The organism is Pseudomonas sp. 58 R 12, assembly GCF_900005865.1.
Lineage (GTDB): Bacteria > Pseudomonadota > Gammaproteobacteria > Pseudomonadales > Pseudomonadaceae > Aquipseudomonas > Aquipseudomonas tritici.
On sequence record NZ_CVTP01000006.1, the window covers coordinates 89,150 to 107,440 of the forward strand.

Annotated in this window: 16 protein-coding genes; 7 read left to right on the forward strand and 9 right to left on the reverse strand. The window is 59.2% G+C overall.

Annotated elements, in window-relative coordinates; all coding sequences use genetic code 11:
• Positions 1-46: 46 nt before the first annotated feature.
• The 3 genes from BFP95_RS02655 to cobA are packed head-to-tail and all read left to right on the forward strand — an operon-like array spanning position 47 to position 3,698.
• Entirely contained in the window at positions 47-1,258 is a 1,212-nt protein-coding gene (locus tag BFP95_RS02655; RefSeq protein WP_065873885.1) for a nitrate/nitrite transporter, read from the forward strand.
• Positions 1,258-2,928, forward strand: a complete 1,671-nt coding sequence (locus BFP95_RS02660; protein WP_065909219.1) for a bifunctional protein-serine/threonine kinase/phosphatase — start codon at positions 1,258-1,260, stop codon at positions 2,926-2,928. Before BFP95_RS02655 ends, BFP95_RS02660 begins: the two co-directional genes overlap by 1 nt.
• Positions 2,929-2,954: 26 nt before the next feature.
• Positions 2,955-3,698, forward strand: coding sequence for a uroporphyrinogen-III C-methyltransferase (gene cobA, locus BFP95_RS02665; RefSeq protein WP_065909222.1), 744 nt, complete (start codon positions 2,955-2,957; stop codon positions 3,696-3,698).
• Between the two features lie 59 nt (positions 3,699-3,757).
• On the opposite strand, the gene BFP95_RS02670 is transcribed toward cobA, so the two are convergent.
• The 8 genes from BFP95_RS02670 to ppsA form a co-directional block, all read right to left on the reverse strand.
• Positions 3,758-4,738 carry an OmpA family protein gene (locus BFP95_RS02670; protein WP_065873888.1) on the reverse strand — a complete coding sequence of 327 codons (981 nt, stop codon included), beginning with the start codon at positions 4,736-4,738 and terminating at the stop codon, positions 3,758-3,760.
• Positions 4,739-4,845: 107 nt separating this feature from the next.
• Positions 4,846-5,436 (reverse strand): RNA polymerase sigma factor SigX, encoded by a 591-nt coding sequence (sigX, locus tag BFP95_RS02675; RefSeq protein ID WP_049712000.1) that lies wholly within the window; start codon positions 5,434-5,436, stop codon positions 4,846-4,848.
• Positions 5,437-5,523: 87 nt separating this feature from the next.
• On the reverse strand, positions 5,524-6,348 hold the full coding sequence (locus BFP95_RS02680) for a mechanosensitive ion channel family protein (RefSeq protein WP_003175519.1): 825 nt from the start codon (positions 6,346-6,348) through the stop codon (positions 5,524-5,526).
• Between the two features lie 2 nt (positions 6,349-6,350).
• Entirely contained in the window at positions 6,351-6,596 is a 246-nt protein-coding gene (locus tag BFP95_RS02685; protein ID WP_025854229.1) for a hypothetical protein, read from the reverse strand.
• Between the two features lie 86 nt (positions 6,597-6,682).
• A complete protein-coding gene (locus tag BFP95_RS02690; RefSeq protein WP_065881271.1) occupies positions 6,683-7,678 on the reverse strand; it encodes a zinc transporter ZntB in 996 nt (331 codons plus the stop codon).
• A 13-nt stretch (positions 7,679-7,691) separates the two neighbouring features.
• A complete protein-coding gene (gene rraA, locus BFP95_RS02695; RefSeq protein WP_049711998.1) occupies positions 7,692-8,183 on the reverse strand; it encodes a ribonuclease E activity regulator RraA in 492 nt (163 codons plus the stop codon).
• 188 nt (positions 8,184-8,371) lie between these two features.
• Positions 8,372-9,361, reverse strand: coding sequence for an alpha/beta fold hydrolase (locus tag BFP95_RS02700; protein WP_065909224.1), 990 nt, complete (start codon positions 9,359-9,361; stop codon positions 8,372-8,374).
• Between the two features lie 106 nt (positions 9,362-9,467).
• Complete coding sequence (gene ppsA / locus BFP95_RS02705) at positions 9,468-11,843, reverse strand: phosphoenolpyruvate synthase (RefSeq protein ID WP_065873892.1); 2,376 nt, start codon at positions 11,841-11,843, stop codon at positions 9,468-9,470.
• A 178-nt stretch (positions 11,844-12,021) separates the two neighbouring features.
• Here ppsA and BFP95_RS02710 point away from each other — a divergent pair, with 178 nt between their 5' ends.
• Positions 12,022-12,840 (forward strand): posphoenolpyruvate synthetase regulatory kinase/phosphorylase PpsR, encoded by an 819-nt coding sequence (locus tag BFP95_RS02710; protein WP_027603681.1) that lies wholly within the window; start codon positions 12,022-12,024, stop codon positions 12,838-12,840.
• A gap of 126 nt (positions 12,841-12,966) precedes the next feature.
• On the opposite strand, the gene BFP95_RS02715 is transcribed toward BFP95_RS02710, so the two are convergent.
• The gene (locus BFP95_RS02715) at positions 12,967-14,391 is read right to left on the reverse strand and encodes an aminotransferase-like domain-containing protein (protein ID WP_065909226.1); all 1,425 of its coding nucleotides are present in this window, start codon (positions 14,389-14,391) and stop codon (positions 12,967-12,969) included.
• Between the two features lie 160 nt (positions 14,392-14,551).
• Between BFP95_RS02715 and BFP95_RS02720 the strand changes: the two genes are divergently transcribed.
• From BFP95_RS02720 to BFP95_RS02730, 3 genes are read left to right on the forward strand one after another with little or no spacing between them, the layout of a single operon-like run.
• Complete coding sequence (locus tag BFP95_RS02720; protein WP_175403055.1) at positions 14,552-15,445, forward strand: DMT family transporter; 894 nt, start codon at positions 14,552-14,554, stop codon at positions 15,443-15,445.
• 38 nt (positions 15,446-15,483) lie between these two features.
• Positions 15,484-17,346, forward strand: a complete 1,863-nt coding sequence (moeB, locus tag BFP95_RS02725) for a molybdopterin-synthase adenylyltransferase MoeB (RefSeq protein WP_065873895.1) — start codon at positions 15,484-15,486, stop codon at positions 17,344-17,346.
• A 15-nt stretch (positions 17,347-17,361) separates the two neighbouring features.
• Positions 17,362-18,276 (forward strand): PLP-dependent cysteine synthase family protein, encoded by a 915-nt coding sequence (locus BFP95_RS02730; protein WP_065873896.1) that lies wholly within the window; start codon positions 17,362-17,364, stop codon positions 18,274-18,276.
• The last annotated feature ends 15 nt before the right edge of the window (positions 18,277-18,291 follow it).

Sequence of the window (18,291 nt, forward strand, 5' to 3'; positions counted from 1 at the left end):
CCATCACCAGGCCTTCTTACAAGACTCCCAACCGTTGAGGTGCGTGATGAAATCAAGCTTCTGGAAATCCGGGCACACCCCGACCCTGTTTGCCGCGTTCCTGTATTTCGACCTGAGCTTCATGGTCTGGTACCTGCTGGGCCCACTGGCGATACAAATTGCCGCCGACTTGCACTTGACCACTCAACAACGCGGCCTGATGGTCGCAACGCCCATCCTCGCCGGTGCGATTTTGCGCTTTCTGATGGGGATGCTGGCTGACAAGCTGTCGCCGAAGACCGCGGGGCTGATTGGCCAGGTGATTGTGATCTGCGCCCTGTTCGTCGCCTGGAAGCTGGGAATCCACAGTTACGAGCAAGCCTTGCTGTTGGGCGTGTTCCTCGGCATGGCCGGCGCATCGTTTGCCGTCGCACTGCCACTGGCCTCCCAATGGTACCCGGCAGAACACCAGGGCAAGGCCATGGGCATCGCCGGCGCGGGCAACTCCGGCACTGTATTCGCCGCATTGTTGGCGCCTGTGCTGGCGGCCGCTTTTGGCTGGAACAACGTCTTCGGCTTTGCCGTGATTCCACTGGTGTTGACCCTGATTGTCTTTGCCTGGCTGGCGCGCAACGCCCCTGAACGCCCGAAAGCCAAATCCATGGCTGACTACTTCAAGGCCCTGGGCGACCGTGACAGCTGGTGGTTCATGTTTTTCTACAGCGTGACCTTTGGCGGGTTTATCGGCCTGGCCAGCGCCCTGCCCGGCTACTTCAACGACCAGTACGGCCTGAGCCCGGTGACCGCCGGTTACTACACCGCCGCCTGCGTGTTCGGCGGCAGCCTGATGCGCCCCCTGGGTGGCGCCTTGGCGGACCGTTTCGGCGGGATTCGTACCCTGTTGGGCATGTACAGCGTGGCGGCGATTTGTATCGCAGCGGTGGGTTTCAACCTACCGAGTTCCTACGCGGCACTGGCACTTTTCGTCTGCACGATGCTCGGCCTGGGTGCCGGGAATGGCGCGGTGTTCCAACTGGTGCCACAGCGTTTCCGTCGCGAGATCGGCGTGATGACCGGCCTGATCGGCATGGCCGGCGGTATCGGCGGTTTTGCTTTGGCGGCGGGCATGGGCGCGATCAAACAAAGCACCGGCAGCTATCAATTGGCCCTGTGGCTGTTCGCCAGCCTGGGCGTGTTGGCCTGGTTCGGCTTGCATGGCGTGAAGCGTCGCTGGAGGACCACCTGGGGCTCGGCTGCCGTGACGGCTGCGCGGGTCTGATGAGCCTGCAACTGAGCGTCGCCCAAGCCAGTGCCATCGGCCCACGGGCGGAAAACCAGGACGCGCTGCGGGTGGTGACTCCTGTGGCCGAACTGGCGGCGAGCAAAGGTTACTTGTGCGCCATCGCCGACGGCGTAAGCCAGTGCGCCGACGGTGGTCTGGCCGCGCGCTCGACCCTGCAGGCGCTGGCGTTGGATTACTACGCCACGCCGCAAACCTGGGGCGTGGCCCAGGCCCTGGAACGTTTGCTGCTGGCACAGAATCGCTGGCTGCAGGCGAATGGCGGTGGTCAGCCCTTGCTGACCACCCTCAGCGCCCTGGTGTTTCGCGGCCAGCGCTTTACCCTGGCGCACGTCGGCGATTGCCGGGCCTATCGTTGGCTGGATGGCGAATTGCAGCGCATCAGCGAGGATCACGTGTGGGAACAACCGGGCATGCAACATGTGCTCAAGCGCGCGCTCGGCCTGGATCAACACCTGGTGTTGGATTTTCTCGACGGCCAACTGCGCGAAGGCGAATGTTTCCTGCTGCTCAGTGATGGCGTATGGGCGACGTTGGGTGATCAGAGCATCCGCGCGATTTTACGCGAGCAAACGGACCTGGATCTGGCGGTCAACACGCTGGTGAGCGCCGCACACCTGGCCGGCAGCCAAGACAATGCCAGCGCACTGCTGGTGCGCATCGACAGCCTAGGTGCAGCCACGCTCGGCGACGCCTTGGTGCAGTTGCAGCAATGGCCCCTGCCACCACCGCTGAAAGCCGGGCAACACTTCGAAGGCTGGCACGTGGAGACCGTTCTGGCGCAAAGCCGACAGTCGTTGTTGTACCGGGTAAGGGACGCCCAGCAGCAACCCTGGCTGCTGAAAACCCTGCCGTTGAGCCGTGACGATGATCGCGACGCCGGCCAGGCATTGCTGTCGGAGGAATGGTTTTTAAGGCGGGTTGCAGGGCGGGCATTTCCTGAAGTGCATGTCGCCAGCGGGCGCCAGCATCTGTACTACGTGATGCGTGAATATTCCGGTGAAACCCTGGCTGAACTGTTCCAGCGCCAAGGTCCATTGCCCCTGGCGCAATGGCAGTCTATGGCCGAACGCTTGCTGCGGGCGGTGGGGATGCTGCATCGGCGGCAGATCCTGCACCGTGATATCAAGCCGGAAAACCTCCTGCTGGGGGACGACGGCGAACTGCGGGTGCTGGATTTCGGCCTGGCGTACTGCCCAGGCCTGTCGGAAGACCATCCCCATGCACTGCCGGGCACGCCAAGCTTCATAGCACCGGAGGCATTCAATGGCGACCGTCCTACGGCCCAACAGGATTTATACAGTGTCGGCGTCGCCCTTTATTACCTGCTGACCGGGCATTACCCCTACGGTGAAATCGAAGCCTTCCAACGGCCAAGGTTTACCCACCCTGTCAGCGCCAGCCGCTATCGCCCCGACCTGCCGGATTGGTTGCCCCTGAGCCTGGAAAGGGCCGTGGCTGCCCATCCGACAAACCGCTATGAAACCGCCGAAGAGTGGTTGCGGGTGCTGGAACAGGCTGACCGGCAGGAACTGAGCATCCGCCCCAGGCCGTTGCTGGAGCGTGAACCCTTGAAGGTCTGGCGCGCGCTGGGGTTGATCTCAATGCTGATCAACCTGGTGCTGTTGTACTCACTCTTTCACAGCTGACGTCATCCCTGGACGAGGAAAAACCTATGAACGCAAAAGTCTGGCTGGTAGGCGCAGGTCCCGGTGACCCGGAGCTGTTGACCCTCAAGGCCGTTCGGGCCATGCGCGAAGCCGATGTGGTACTGATCGATGATCTGGTCAGCCCGGCGGTGCTGGAACACTGTGCTCAAGCGCGGGTGATTACCGTGGGCAAACGCGGTGGCTGTCGCTCGACTCCACAGGATTTTATCCACCGCCTGATGCTGCGTTATGCGCGCCAAGGCAAATGCGTGGTGCGGCTCAAGGGTGGCGACCCGTGCATTTTCGGCCGCGGTGGTGAAGAAGCAGTGTGGTTGCGTGAGCGAGGCGTCGAGGTGGAATTGGTCAACGGGATTACTGCCGGCTTGGCCGGCGCTACGAATTGCGCGGTTCCGTTGACGTTACGCGGGGTAAGCCGTGGCGTGACCCTGGTCACGGCGCACACTCAGGACGACAGCAGCCTGAATTGGCGTGCGCTGGCAGAGGGCGGGACAACCTTGGTGGTGTATATGGGCGTGGCGAAACTGGAGGAAATTCGCCAGCAATTGCTGGATGGCGGGATGACGCCGGATATGCCGGTGGCGATGATTGAAAATGCATCGTTGCCGCAGCAAAGGGAATGCCGCAGTGATCTGTCCCATATGCATGAGGATGCCCGTGCGTTTGCCCTGAAGAGCCCGGCAATCCTGGTGATCGGCCGCGTTGCCGCCACCGAACAGGCTGTTTGCCTGGCAGAAGCGGCCGGAGCCTAGGCAAATCCCAGGCGAAAAAAAGCCCGGCCTAAGCCGGGCTTTTTTCTACAACTCAGTAATTACTGAGCGGTAGCTTCAACCGACGCTTCTACGCGACGGTTAACAGCGCGACCAGCTTCAGTTGCGTTGTCAGCAACTGGGCGGGATTCGCCGTAACCTACTGCAGTTACACGGCTTGGAGCAACGCCGTCTTTAACCAGGACTTGCTTAACAGCGTCAGCACGACGCTGGGACAGCTTCTGGTTGTAAGCGTCTGGACCTACGGAGTCAGTGTGACCAGCAACTTCTACGTTGGTAGCTGGGTACTGAGCCATGAAGTCGGCCAGGTTTTTAACGTCGCCGTAGCTGTTAGGCTTAACAACAGCCTTGTCGAAGTCGAACTTAACGTCCAGCTCAACACGAACAACCTGAGCAACTGGAGCTTCTGGCTCTGGAGTTGGCTCTGGAGCTGGTGCTGGGGTAGGAGCTGGAGCTGCTGCGCCAGCGTTACCGCCGAAGTTCACGCCCAGGCCGACCAGTGCGGAGTAGTCCCACTTGCCGTTGTCCAGACCGTAGTCAGCTTCAACACCGGCACGAGCGTACAGGTTGTTGGTGAAGTAGTACTTCACGCCAGTACCAACGGTAGCGAAAGTGGTCTGGTCGCGACCGCTGTGGCCGTCAGCTTGAACGTTGGTACGGCTCTGGTGGCCGAAACCGCCTTCTACGTACGGACGCAGGCTGTCTACGCCAGCTTGACCGAAGTGATACTGGGCAACCAGGCTGCCGGTATCGCCTTTGATCTTCTGGTTACCAGTACCGTCGTTCGAACGGGTGTGGTTGGTCTTGTCGTAGGACAGGTTCAAGGACAGGTCGTCGGTCAGGAAGTAACCGATGCGAGCGCCAGGATTGAAGCCGTCTTCGATGTGCTTGACGCTATCGTTGTACTGCTTCTTGTAGAACAGCTCGCCTTCAACTGCGCCTTGGCCTTGTGCCAGAACGCCGAAAGAAGTAGCGGCAATAAGAGAACCAATGGCCAAGCCCAAGGTGTTTTTCAGTTTCATCCGTTAAATCCCCATCTGGTGATTGTAAAGCAGTCCCACAAACCGGGGGACAACTCGGCGACAAGTCTAACAGAACTTGCCTACACGTAAGAGATATTTGCCACGCACTAAGTTTCAGTCTCGCCCGCAAATTTCTCACGTAATTTATCAAGAGCACGTTTGTAACGCATTTTTGTAGCACTCAAACCCATGTGCATGATGTCAGCGATTTCCTGAAATTCCAGCTCTGCGACAAATCGTAGCACCAGAATTTCGCGGTCAATCGGGTTCACATACACCAACCAGCGATCAAGTCCGCCCTTATCCTCGGGTGCCGGCGCCTTTTCTTCAGACGCCTCCTCAAGGGGGTCAAGACTCAAGGCGTCCATCAAGCGACGCTTTCGCCGTTCCTTCCGATACTGCGTGATGCACTCGTTGTACGTGATGCTGTACAGCCACGTCTTGAACTTCGATTTGCCCTCGAAGTTCTTCAGGCCGTAAAGCACCTTGAGCATCACTTCCTGACAGACATCATCCGCATCTCTATCGTTCCCTAAATACCTTGAACAAACGTTGAACAGAGTGCGTTGATATCTGCGCATCAATTCTTCATACGCACGAGTTACGTGAAACAGCTCCGTGTGCGAGCGCGCGACCAACTCCTCATCAGAGAGCTCACGGGGGTCATAGCGCGTGGACAGCGTTTGGGCTTTATTCAAAACAAGTCGTGCCGACAGTCAGGTCAATGTCCGCCACAGCCCGGTCAGCCGGGTTCGCGGCGGCGTACATTAGCAGGGTTTTCCGGATTAGCGGCTACTGACCTGCTGCTCGAGGAGAATCCGATTGGACAACGACACCAGGTCGCCGTCATCGGTGAGCACGGTCGTCTTGACTGTGCCGATCTCTTCGATTTGCCCTTCGACCTCGCCCACACGCACCTGTTGCCCTACCTGATACAGCTCACGCACATAGATTCCCGCAAGAATCTGACCGGCAATTTCCCGGCTTCCCAAGCCCATGGCCAGCGCAACGGCCAGACCAACGGTAATCAAAACGATCACAATCACGTGGTTGAGCAGGTCAGTCTTGACCTCCAACTGGCTGATCGCGACCGAAATACTGATGATGATCACCAGTCCCTGAGCAATTCGCCCAAGACCGGCGGCATAGTCCAGCCCCACTCCTTCAGCGGCGCCGCGCACCAGCCCATTGGCCAATTGCGCCAGCAAAACGCCTACCAGCAGTACCAGCGCGCCGCCGAAAACTTTCGGCAAATACAGCGCCAGCATGTCGAGCGTAGCTGAAACTCGCTCAAGTCCAAGGGATTGAGCCGCAGAAACCAGAAAAATCAGCAAAACAAACCAATAAACGATCTTGCCGATCAATGTGGAGATCGGCACCTGCAGCCCTGCGCGGCCCAGCAGCTTAGTCAGGCCAGTGCCTGCCATCAAGCGGTCGAGGCCCAATTTTGCAAGCAGCTTGGACAGCAGGGTGTCGAGCAACTTGGCCACGACAAAGCCCAGCAGTACCAGTACCAGTGCACCAAACAGGTTGGGAATGAAATTCGCCACCTTGGTCCACAATGCAGTCATCGCAGTGACCAGGCTCTGGGTCCAGAGATCAAGTTCCATATTCAATCAGCCTTATCAGCAGTGCGAGCAAGAGGTTTACGACGGGAAACCGGCGATACGTGGGCCGAACCGTTGTTCAGGGCCATCATCAACGCCGGTACCCAGCGGCCGAGCAGACCGAACAGGTCACCCGCACCCACCTGACGGTTGGCGGTTTTCAACACGCGACCCAGGCAAGCATCGTCGTCACGGTTGGACGGCGAGGCATTGAGCATGTCACGCAAAGACTGTTCGAACGGATCGTGCATATAGACCTCTCGCAAGTGATTTAAAAGACGAGGGTAAAATTCTTGGGGTCACATAGGCCCCTTCCTACGTTCAGCTCATATTCAGCTCAAACCCAGCGCAATCGTCGAAAAAGCCACCACTGGCCGAGCGCAACCGAGGCCATCAACAGGCACGCAATCATGAATCCATAGGGGCTGGCGGAGAACGGAATCCCCCCCACATTTATACCCAGCAGACCGGTGAGAAAACTCATCGGCAGGAAGATCCCGGTAATGATCCCGAAGCGGTACATGGTGCGGTTCATACGCACGCTCAAGCGCCGATCTTCGGCCTCAAGCACAAGCCCCACGCGCTCTCGGGTCAATTCGAGCTCTTCCAGATAACGGGTCAGGCTGTTGTTCAATTCGTTCCAGTAGTCGGCATCGTCGTCACAGAACCACGCTAATTTGATGCGTGTGAGCTGGGCAAAAATATCCCGCTGCGGCGCGAGGAATCGCTTCAGCCCGGCCGCTCTCCGGCGGATCTGCAAAATGCTGCCATGTTCCGGGGTATACCGTTCGTCGGTATCGAGTTTTTCTTCCTCGGCGTCGACGACTTCCGACAGGTCGGCGACCAAATCCTGCACTTTATGGGTCAGGTACTGCGCCATATAAAGGATGAGTTCCGAAGCGGTTCTAGGCCCCTTACCGTCCGCCAATTGCACCAGCAGCTCATCAGTGGCGCGCAACGGGCGCAATCGCAGGGAAATCACACGGCTGGCCGCTGCGAAAATACGCACCGAAACCATATCTTCCGGTTCTGCGCCCGGGTTGAGGTTGACCCCACGCAGGAACAACAGCAATTCCGAATCCGGCAGCGGCAACAGACGCGGCCGGGTGTTTTCCTCCAGCAACAGGTCACAGGCGAACTCACTCAACCCACTGGATTTACGCAACCAGGTCTGGGTCTGCGGGTGGCTGCGATCCCAATGCAGCCAGAGGCTTTCCTGGGGCTGCAGTTGCAAATCATCGAGCTCAGTCCGGGCAATCGAACGCGCACCGCCTTTACCGTCCAGCACCAGGGCATGCACCAGCCCCCATTGCGCGTTTTCTTCCTCGAACATCCTCACTCCTGTCTTATTCAGGCATTTTCAGCGGGCTGGGTGAAACGATCACGCCGTTGTTATCGGCGTATACGTATTCACCCGGGCGAAACGTCACGCCTGCAAACGTGACCACTACGTTCAGGTCACCGATACCGCGCTTGTCAGTCTTCATCGGATGGCTGGCCAGCGCCTGAACACCCAGGTCGGTCTGGGCGATCACATCGACGTCACGGATGCAGCCGTAGATCACCAGGCCTTCCCAGCCGTTTTTCGCGGCTTTCTCGGCAATCATGTCGCCCAGCAGCGCGCGGCGCAGCGAACCACCCCCGTCGACCACCAGCACCTTGCCAGCGCCAGGCTGGTCGGCTTGTTCCTTGACCAGGGAGTTATCTTCGAAGCATTTGATGGTGACAATCTCGCCGCCAAACGAATCTCGGCCGCCGAAATTGCTGAACATCGGCTCCAGCACTTGCACCAGGTCCGGGTAGGCGTCGCACAGGTCGGGAGTCACGTAATGGTTCATTGAAAAATTCCTTTCTGTCAAAGAGGTGTCTTTCGAAAGAAGCGCCAGGCCAAGCAGGTGCGAAACATCCCATCCGCTTCGCCGCAACGCAATAGCCACTGCGCGACTGAATATGACCAGAAGCGTTTAACGCGTCATATCTTAGCCGCAACCACACACGAGTGAAACGCCCTTGGCAGAGCGCTCCTTCAAACCTCGGCCAATACCTCGGCTTGCGCGCCAGTCAAGGGTGTGAGCGGATCTTTCAGCCACTGCGCCACCAATGGCCACACTTCGACCTGCGCGGCTTTGCTGACGAGCATTTCCACATGCCCGAAATCCCCGCTGAACCCTTGTTGGCGGCCCAGGCACAAGTATTGGCGGTGCTCGGAGCCGACTTGCTCGAACAACGTGCGGCAGGCCCAGTCGGGGTCTTGATGATCCCCGGCAGCACTGACAGCCAGCAGCGGTACATCGATGCTTGCCAAGCCTTTCCACCAGTCGTGTTTACCTTCGCCAAACCGCCCGAACAGGCCATTCCAGCGCATCGCCTCGATCAACACGCCCGCAGGCTCGTCCTCCGGGCCGCGCTTGAAGCGCGAACCAGACAGCTCGCCGAAGCGTTTCAAGAGCAAGCGGCCCGTCCATTCCACCGGGGGCAGTTTCAACGGCCAGTGGGTGCGACTGACCTGACAGCCAAACAGTGCCACTGAAGCCACTGCCGGCGCGCCAAGGTGCTGCCCACCCAAGGCCGCCGCCAGGCTCGTCCCCCCCAGGGAGTGGCCGATCCAGTGTGGAATCTGCCCGCTTTGCTCACGCACAAACGCGCCAATGGCCGGTAAGTCATAGCGTGCATAGTCCGCGACGCGGTTGCGCGCGTAGTGATGATTGCGCTTGGACAGGCCGTGACCGCGCATTTCCGGGATCCACACATCAAAGCCCTGGCGTGCCAGATAAGCGCCCAGGCCAATCCCCTTGGGCGAGTACCAGAAGCGCCGATTGGAAAAACTGCCATGCAACAAAATAACCGGAATGCCCCGGCTTTCCGGGACATCGGCCAAGCCCAAACGGGTAACCGCCAACTCGACGGTGCCGTCGGGGCTGTTGCCGGGCTTGAGGCGGTACACATCTTCACTCAGGTCGCCACGACGTTCAGCGCTGATCAGGGCGACGGGAAACAGGTTGCTGCTGCTTTGCATAATGCTCTTGCACAAAAAAGGGCGGCGTCCGGAAGGAGTTCCGCCCTGCACAGATAAGAATGCCAGTCACCCTCAGCGGGTGACCGGCACTTTTGACGTGACGACCTTAGGCCGGCGCTTGGCCTTCCGCCAGGAAGAACCAGGTTTCCAGCACGGAATCGGGGTTCAGCGAGACACTTTCGATGCCCTGTTCCATCAGCCATTTGGCCAGATCCGGGTGATCGGAAGGACCTTGGCCGCAGATACCGATGTACTTGCCGGCCTTGTTACAGGCCTGGATGGCGTTGGCCAGCAACTTCTTGACGGCAGGGTTACGCTCGTCGAACAGGTGAGCGATGATCCCGGAGTCGCGATCCAGGCCCAGGGTCAGTTGGGTCAGGTCGTTGGAGCCGATGGAGAAACCGTCGAAGAATTCCAGGAATTCTTCAGCCAGGATGGCGTTGGACGGCAGTTCGCACATCATGATGACGCGCAGGCCGTTCTCGCCACGGGACAGGCCGTTTTCCGCCAGCAGGTCAACCACCTGGCTCGCTTCGCCCAAGGTGCGCACGAACGGCACCATGATCTCGACGTTGGTCAGGCCCATCTCGTTGCGCACGCGCTTGAGGGCGCGGCACTCGAGTTCGAAGCAGTCACGGAACGCTTCGCTGATGTAACGCGAGGCGCCACGGAAGCCCAACATCGGGTTTTCTTCTTCCGGCTCGTAGAGTTTGCCGCCGATCAGGTTGGCGTATTCGTTGGACTTGAAGTCCGACAGGCGCACGATGACCTTTTTCGGGTAGAACGCCGCCGCCAGGGTGCTGATGCCTTCCACCAGCTTCTCGACGTAGAAGCCCACCGGATCGTTATAGCCAGCGATGCGCTTGTCGACGCTTTCTTTGATATCCAGCGGCAGGCCGTCGTAGTTCAACAGGGCCTTGGGGTGCACGCCGATCATGCGGTTGATGATGAATTCCAGGCGGGCCAGGCCCACGCCGGCGTTCGGCAACTGCGCGAAGTCAAAGGCACGGTCCGGGTTGCCGACGTTCATCATGATCTTGAACGGCAGGTCAGGCATGGCGTCGATGGAGTTCTGCTTGATATCGAAGCCCAGTTCGCCTTCAAAGATAAAGCCGGTGTCACCTTCGGCGCAGGAAACCGTCACGCCCTGACCGTCCTTGAGCAGTTGGGTGGCGTTACCGCAACCCACTACCGCAGGAATCCCCAGCTCACGAGCGATGATCGCCGCGTGGCAGGTACGCCCACCCCGGTTGGTGACGATGGCGCTGGCGCGTTTCATCACCGGTTCCCAGTCCGGGTCGGTCATGTCGGAAACCAGTACGTCACCTGGCTGGACTTTGTCCATTTCGGACACGTCCTTGATGATCCGCACCTTGCCGGCGCCGATGCGCTGGCCGATGGCACGGCCTTCCACCAGTACGGTGCCGGTTTCTTTCAGCAGGTAGCGTTCCATGACATTGGCCGAAGTGCGGCTCTTCACGGTTTCCGGACGGGCCTGCACGATGTACAGCTTGCCGTCATCACCGTCTTTGGCCCATTCGATGTCCATCGGGCACTTGTAGTGCTTTTCGATGATCATCGCTTGCTTAGCCAATTCGCTGACTTCAGCGTCGGTCAGGCAGAAACGCGCGCGCTCGGCCTTGTCGACATCAACGGTCTTAACCGAGCGACCGGCCTTGGCCTCGTCGCCGTAGATCATCTTGATGGCCTTGCTGCCCAGGTTGCGGCGCAAGATGGCCGGACGGCCGGCTTCAAGGGTGTGCTTGTGTACGTAGAATTCGTCTGGGTTGACCGCGCCTTGTACAACGGTTTCGCCCAGGCCGTAGGCACCGGTGATGAACACCACGTCACGGAAGCCCGATTCGGTATCCAGGGTGAACATCACACCGGCGGTGCCGGTTTCCGAGCGCACCATGCGCTGTACACCGGCGGACAAGGCCACCAGCTTGTGGTCGAAACCTTGGTGCACACGGTAGGAAATCGCGCGATCGTTAAACAGCGAGGCGAAGACTTCCTTGGCTGCGCGGATCACGTTTTCCACGCCGCGGATGTTCAGGAAGGTCTCTTGCTGGCCGGCGAAAGAGGCGTCTGGCAGGTCTTCGGCGGTGGCCGACGAGCGCACGGCGACGGCCATGTCCGGGTTGCCAGCCGACAGGGTAGCGAAGGCGACGCGGATTTCTTCGTTGAGCTTCTCGGGGAACTCGGCTTCCATAATCCACTTACGGATCTGGGCGCCAGTCTTGGCCAGGGCGTTGACGTCATCGACGTCCAGAGCGTCCAGCGCGGCGTGGATCTGAGCGTTAAGGCCGCTCAGTTCGAGGAAATCGCGGTAAGCCTGGGCCGTGGTGGCGAAACCACCGGGCACCGACACACCTGCGCCTGCAAGATTACTGATCATCTCGCCGAGGGATGCGTTCTTGCCCCCCACGTGCTCTACATCATGGACGCCGAGCTTATCGAGGGAAACTACGTACTCTACCAAGGTGATCTCTCCACTAACTGTGTTGGAAAAGCTCAGGACGCCGGCAGCTCAGTAGGAGCATTCGCCAGCGCTTGTGGCCTGGACCTGGAAAATAAGTGAGAATGCGGCCCACTGCGGGACGGCAAAATCGCGCCTATCATATCCAAGATTCGCCATCAGCTTAAGGCCCAGGGCTCAAATGAAACGATCTGCTTTCTTTATCTCCGACGGCACCGGCATCACAGCCGAAACATTGGGTCAAAGCCTGCTCGCGCAGTTCGAAAACAATACCTTCGCCAAATTCACGCGGCCCTATATCGACAGCGTGGATAAAGCGCGGGCCATGGTACAACAAATCAATCTGGCGGCTGAAAAAGACGGCTTTCGGCCGATCATTTTTGACACCATCGTCAATCAAGACATCCGTGAGATCCTCGCAACCTCCAATGGTTTCATGATCGACATCTTCTCGACGTTCCTGGCGCCGCTGGAGCAGGAGTTGAGTGAACACTCCTCCTATTCAGTAGGAAAGTCCCATTCCATTGGTCATAACTCCAACTATATGGAGCGGATCGAGGCCGTCAACTTCGCCCTCGACAACGATGACGGCGCCCGCACTCACTATTACGACAAAGCCGACCTGATCCTGGTGGGCGTGTCGCGTTGCGGCAAGACCCCGACCTGTCTGTACATGGCTATGCAATTCGGCATTCGTGCGGCCAACTACCCGCTGACCGAAGATGACATGGAGCACTTGACGCTGCCGGCCGCCCTGCGCGCGCATTCGCACAAGCTGTTTGGCCTGACTATTGACCCGGACCGCCTCACTGCGATCCGCAATGAGCGCAAGCCCAATAGCCGCTATTCCAGTTATGCCCAGTGCGAGTTCGAGGTGCGCGAGGTAGAAAATCTGTTCCGTCGCGAGAATATTGCGCATATCAATTCCACGCATTTTTCGGTGGAAGAGATTTCGGCGAAGATTTTGGTGGAGAAAGGGGTGGAGCGCCGATTCAAATAATCGATTGACCGGACTGACGCTATCGCAGGCAAGCCAGCTCCCACATTTGACTGCATTCCAAAGTTGGAACTCGGTCAAATGTGGGAGCTGGCTTGCCTGCGAAGAACGATAACTCGGTAAGCCTGCCTACAAATGAAACCGCCCGCCCCCCTGCCCCAGCGCCGTGGCCAACGCATCAAACCCCGCCCGCAACAATTGATCATCCCCCGACGTATTACAGATACTCGCCCGAATAAACTGCGGCACTGCCGTCTGCCCCACGGCAAACGCCTCGGCCGTAGCAATCAAGTAGTTGTTCTGCCTGAGCTCCGCCTCGATTTCCGACGCACGCCACGGCTCCGGCACTTCAATCCAGAAATGCGGGCTGTTGAGGTGGGTGCGGTATTCCAGGCCCGCCAGAAGATCACGTACCAGCGCCTTACGCCGGCTGATCTCATTGATCTGCTGGCGCAACAGGTATTCCGCCGTGCCGTTTTCAATCCACTGGGTGGCCAGCTCAAGGGTGACGGGCGTGGCCATCCAGCAGGTAGAACGCAGCGCCGCCGAAATACGGCTGACCAACGCCGGCGGCGCATGCACATAGCCCACACGCAGCCCGGCCGACACCGCCTTGCTCAGGCTACTGATCAAAATCGCACGCTCGGGGGCGAAATGGCTGAGGGGCGGCGGTCGGTCTTCGACCAGCACCCCGTGGGCCTCATCCTCAAGAATCAGCAGGTTGTGTTCCCGACACACCCTGACCAAGGCTTCGCGACGCGCCACCGAGAGCACCGCGGTGGTCGGGTTCTGGATCGTCGGCGTGCAATACAGCGCTGAGACCCGGTGATTACGACAGACTTCATCCAGCGCGCTCGGCAGCACACCTTCTTCGTCCATTTCCAGGCCGATCAACCGGATACCCAGCATGCGCGCGGCGGTGATCAAGCCGGGGTAAGTCAGTTGTTCGGTGACCACCGTATCGCCGGCCCGCAACAGCGCCATCATCGAGCACAGCAAGCCATGCTGGCCGCCGTTGACGCAGATGACTTGCTCGGGGATCGGATGAAAATCACGCTGCACCAGCCACTGCGCACCGGCTTCACGGTAGCGCGGCAGGCCGGCGTCCGGGGTGTAGGCACTGATGTCCTGGAGGAACTTGGCGTTGGTCGACAGGGTTTGGAAGCTCTGGGCCAGAAACAGCGTTTCCTGCCCCGGGATGTGCATGTTGCGGCTCATGTCGAAAAACTGGCGCGGCTCTTCGCTGAAGTTGCGAAAACCTTCATCGCGCTGGCGCTCCATTCCACGCTTGCGCACGAACGTGCCGTCACCGACCCGCGCGACAACTAACCCCAGGCGTTCCAGCTCGCCGTAAGCGCGGCTGATCGTGCCGATGGTGACGCCAAGATTGTCGGAAAGCACCCGATGGGGCGGCAGTTTTCGTCCGGGTTCAATCAAGCCTTCAAGGATGCCCCGTTCCATGACATCGGACAGGCGCTTGTACTTCACGCCCTGCCCGTTGGACAACCCATCACGCATAATTGACACCATGTCAATATTTGTTTTGACAGCCATCTTTCGCCCTAATAGTGTGCTTTTACGGGTTCAATCGCCGAATTTTACAACTCATTACAAGCTCAATATAGAGTTCAATTCCGGCTCAGGGAAGCAATAAACGATGCCAATGTCCGCCGTTCTCGAAAACACTGCCAAGACAAAAACCCAAAAACAGTGGTTGGCTGGCTTGGTCACCAGCGTGATGTTCCTGATCGTGTGCCTGAGCTGGGGCACAACCTGGCTGGGGATCAAGATTGCCGTGGAGAGCGTTCCTCCACTGACCTCCGCCGGTTTGCGCTTCCTCATCGCCTTCCCGCTGTTCCTGTGTTTTGCCATGGTGCGTCGCGAGCCGATCCTGTTTCCCCGTGAGAGCCGCTGGTTCTTCGTGTTCGTGACCTTGTCCTACTTCAGCGTGCCCTACTACCTGCTCAACTACGGCGAGATGCATGTCTCATCTGGCCTCACAGCGCTGTTATTCAGCTGCATGCCGGTATTCATCCTGATTTTCTCCGCGCTGTTCCTGCGCGAACGTATCTACTTTTCCCAGGTGGTCGGCATCGGTATCGGCTTCGGCAGCCTCTACATGATCATCAAGAGCCAGGGCCTGCACCTGGACCACGCGGAGTTCTTTGGCGTCCTGGCGATCCTGACCGCCGCGATCATGCATGCCTTGTGCTACGTGATTACCAAGCAAAAAGGCAGCGCCATCAGCGTTATTACCTACAACACTTTGCCCATCGGCATTGCCGGGATGATGCTGTTCGTCGCCGGCTTGTGGTTTGAAACGCCGACATTCGAAGACATCACCCTGCGCTCCTGGAGTGCCCTGTTCTACCTGGGGCTGGTGGCTTCAGTGGGTGGGTTCATCGTGTACTTCATGCTGCTCAAGCGCTTGAGCCCGATCATCCTGTCGTTCGTGTTCATCATCTTTCCGGTGTTCGCGGTGATCATCGGTGCCTGGTACGAAGGCTTGGCGATTTCCCGCGACCTGATGCTGTATTCGGCCATTCTGCTGGCCGGCTTTGCGATTACCAAATTGCCCATCGAGAAACTCATGGCCAAGAAAAATTGACCCTCCTTTCCCATCAACATGAGCAACGCGAGAGAAACATGGACGTCCTCCGCCCAAAAGCCCTGGAACAGATTTACGCCCACGCCAGCCGCAGCTACCCCGAGGAGTGCTGTGGCTTTGTCTTCGCCGACGGCAGCGTGTACCTGGGCAGCAATATCCAGAATGAGCTGCACCGCAAGAACCCTGAGATGTACCCGCGCAGCGCGGCCAATGGCTACACGTTTTCGGTGGCCGACACCCTGCTGATGAACAAGGCGTTTCGCAGCGACAACCCGGTGGTGGTGATCTACCACTCCCATCCGGATGTGGGTGCCTATTTCAGCGACGAAGACCAGGACAAGGCACTGTTCATGGGCGAGCCGATCTACCCCGTCAGCTACCTGGTGGTAGACGTTCGCCAGGGCCAGGCCCTGGGCTCCAAGCTGTTTGCCTGGGACGGCAAGCATTTCGCCCTTAAACCTTTCAACGACCTGCACACGGAGTTGTCCATGAACGCTGTCTCTTTCCCTGACATTCTGGTTCGCGTGGCCAAGCTGCCGGAATCGACCCTCGAGGGCACCGGATCGACATTGCGCGAAGTCATTGAAAACCTCTGCAGCAGCCACCCGCAATTGCGTCCGCACCTGTTTCACGAGAAGAACAACCAGCTCAAGGAACACTTCCTGTTTACCGCTGAGGAGGCGCTGGTTGATCCCGATGAACGGCTGCCGGAAAAAGCCAGAATCGAAGTACTGCTCGCCACGTCGGGCGGCATCGACGTCGACGCTTTGAGCAACGAGGAAGTACAGCGCTATGTGCGCCACATCACCCTGCCGGGTGTCGGTCGCGAAGGTCAGTTGAACCTCAAGAAAGCCAAGGTGCTGATCATCGGCACCGGTGGCCTGGGTTCGCCGATCAGCCTGTACCTGGCAGCCGCCGGCATCGGCACCCTGGGGCTGGTGGACTTCGATGTGGTGGAAAGCAGCAACCTGCAACGCCAGATCGTCCACGGCAACAGCACGTTGGGCATGCCAAAGGTCGAATCGGCCAAGCAGCGCCTGCAAGACCTCAACAGTCATATCCAGATCAATGCCCACGACACCGCCCTGAATGCCGACAACGCCCTGGAACTGGTGGGCGCCTACGACCTGGTGATCGACGGCACCGACAATTTCGACACCCGCTATTTGGTCAACGACGCCTGCGTGCAACTCGGCAAGCCCTTGGTGTACGGCGCCATCTACCGCTTCGACGGGCAGATCAGCGTGCTCAACTACAAAGGCGGCCCATGCTACCGCTGCCTGTTCCCCAGCGCGCCGCCTGCCGAACTGGCACCCAATTGCAGCGCCGGTGGCGTGATCGGCGTACTGCCCGGCGTGGTCGGGATGATCCAGGCGACCGAGGCCATCAAGCTACTGATCGGCATTGGCGAGCCTTTGTCCGGCCGCTTGATGCGTTTCGATGCGCTGGCGATGAAGTTCAGCGAGATCCGCTTCAAGCGCCGCGCCGATTGCCCGTGCTGCTCGGAACTGCGCCACAGCCAGCCCCACACACCAGCGGTCTGCGCCGACGCCGTACCGAACAAGCCTTCACTGGCCGAAGAACGCTACATCAAGCCCCGCGTGCTCAAGCAACTGCTCGACCACCCACGCAGCGCCGACGTACTGCTGGACGTGCGTGACGCCAGCGAACTGGAAGTGTGCAAATTGCCGGGCGTGGTGCACATCCCCCTCGCCGAACTGGATGGGCACCTGGACAGCCTCAGTCGGGACAACACCCACTACCTGATCTGCTACGCCGGGACCCGGGCCGAACAAGCCGCCAGTACCTTGCTGGCAGCCGGCTTCGCTAACACCAAAGTCCTGCAAGGCGGCATGAAACACTGGGTTCGCGACGTCGAACCCGACATGCCTTTGTACTGAGCCGGGAGCTGACTGATGTTGCATAACTCCATTCTCGACGTGATCGGCCATACGCCGATCGTGCGCCTGGCGCAGTTTTCCGAAGACCTGGGCATCGAAGTGTATGCCAAGCTGGAATCCCTCAACCCGGGCGGCAGCCACAAGGCGCGCATCGCGCTGGGCATGATCCTCGACGCCGAACGCCGGGGTGTGCTGATCCGCGACTCCGGGCAAACCATCATCGAGCCCAGCGGCGGCAATACCGGCATTGGCCTGGTCATGGCCGGCAATGTGCTGGGCTACAAAGTCGTGCTGGTGATCCCCGACAACTACAGCCCCGAAAAACAGAAGTTGCTGCGTTTGTACGGGGCCAAGGTGGTGCTGTCGGACAGTCGCTTGGGTAACAATTCCCACGGCGAAAAGTGCATGGAACTGCAGCTGGAAAACCCCAGCTACGTGATGCTCAACCAGCAGCGCAACGGCGCCAACCCGCAAACCCATCGCGACACCACCGCACCGGAAATCCTCCGTGCGTTTGGTGATCTTCGTGTGGACTATTTTGTCAGCGGCATCGGCACCGGCGGGCACATCACCGGCATCGGCGAAACGCTGAAAGCCGCCTGGCCAGCCCTTCGCGTCATGGGCGTGGAACCGGAAGAATGCGACCTGCTGAAAGACCAGCATGCGCCGCACCACATCCAGGGCCTGTCGATCGGCCTGATCCCGAGCATCCTCAACCTGAAGGTGATCGACGGCATGCTCAAGGTCTCGCGCCAGGCGTGCATCGACATGATGAAACGCATCATGCGCACCGACGCCATCAGCCTGGGCCTGTCTTCCGCCGCCAACATGGTGGCCATCGCCAAGCTCGCCCCCGAACTGCCGCCCGAAACGGTGGTGTTGACCATGGTCTACGACAATGCCGACAGCTACCTGCCGAGTTTCGAATAATCGGTTTTCCAATCA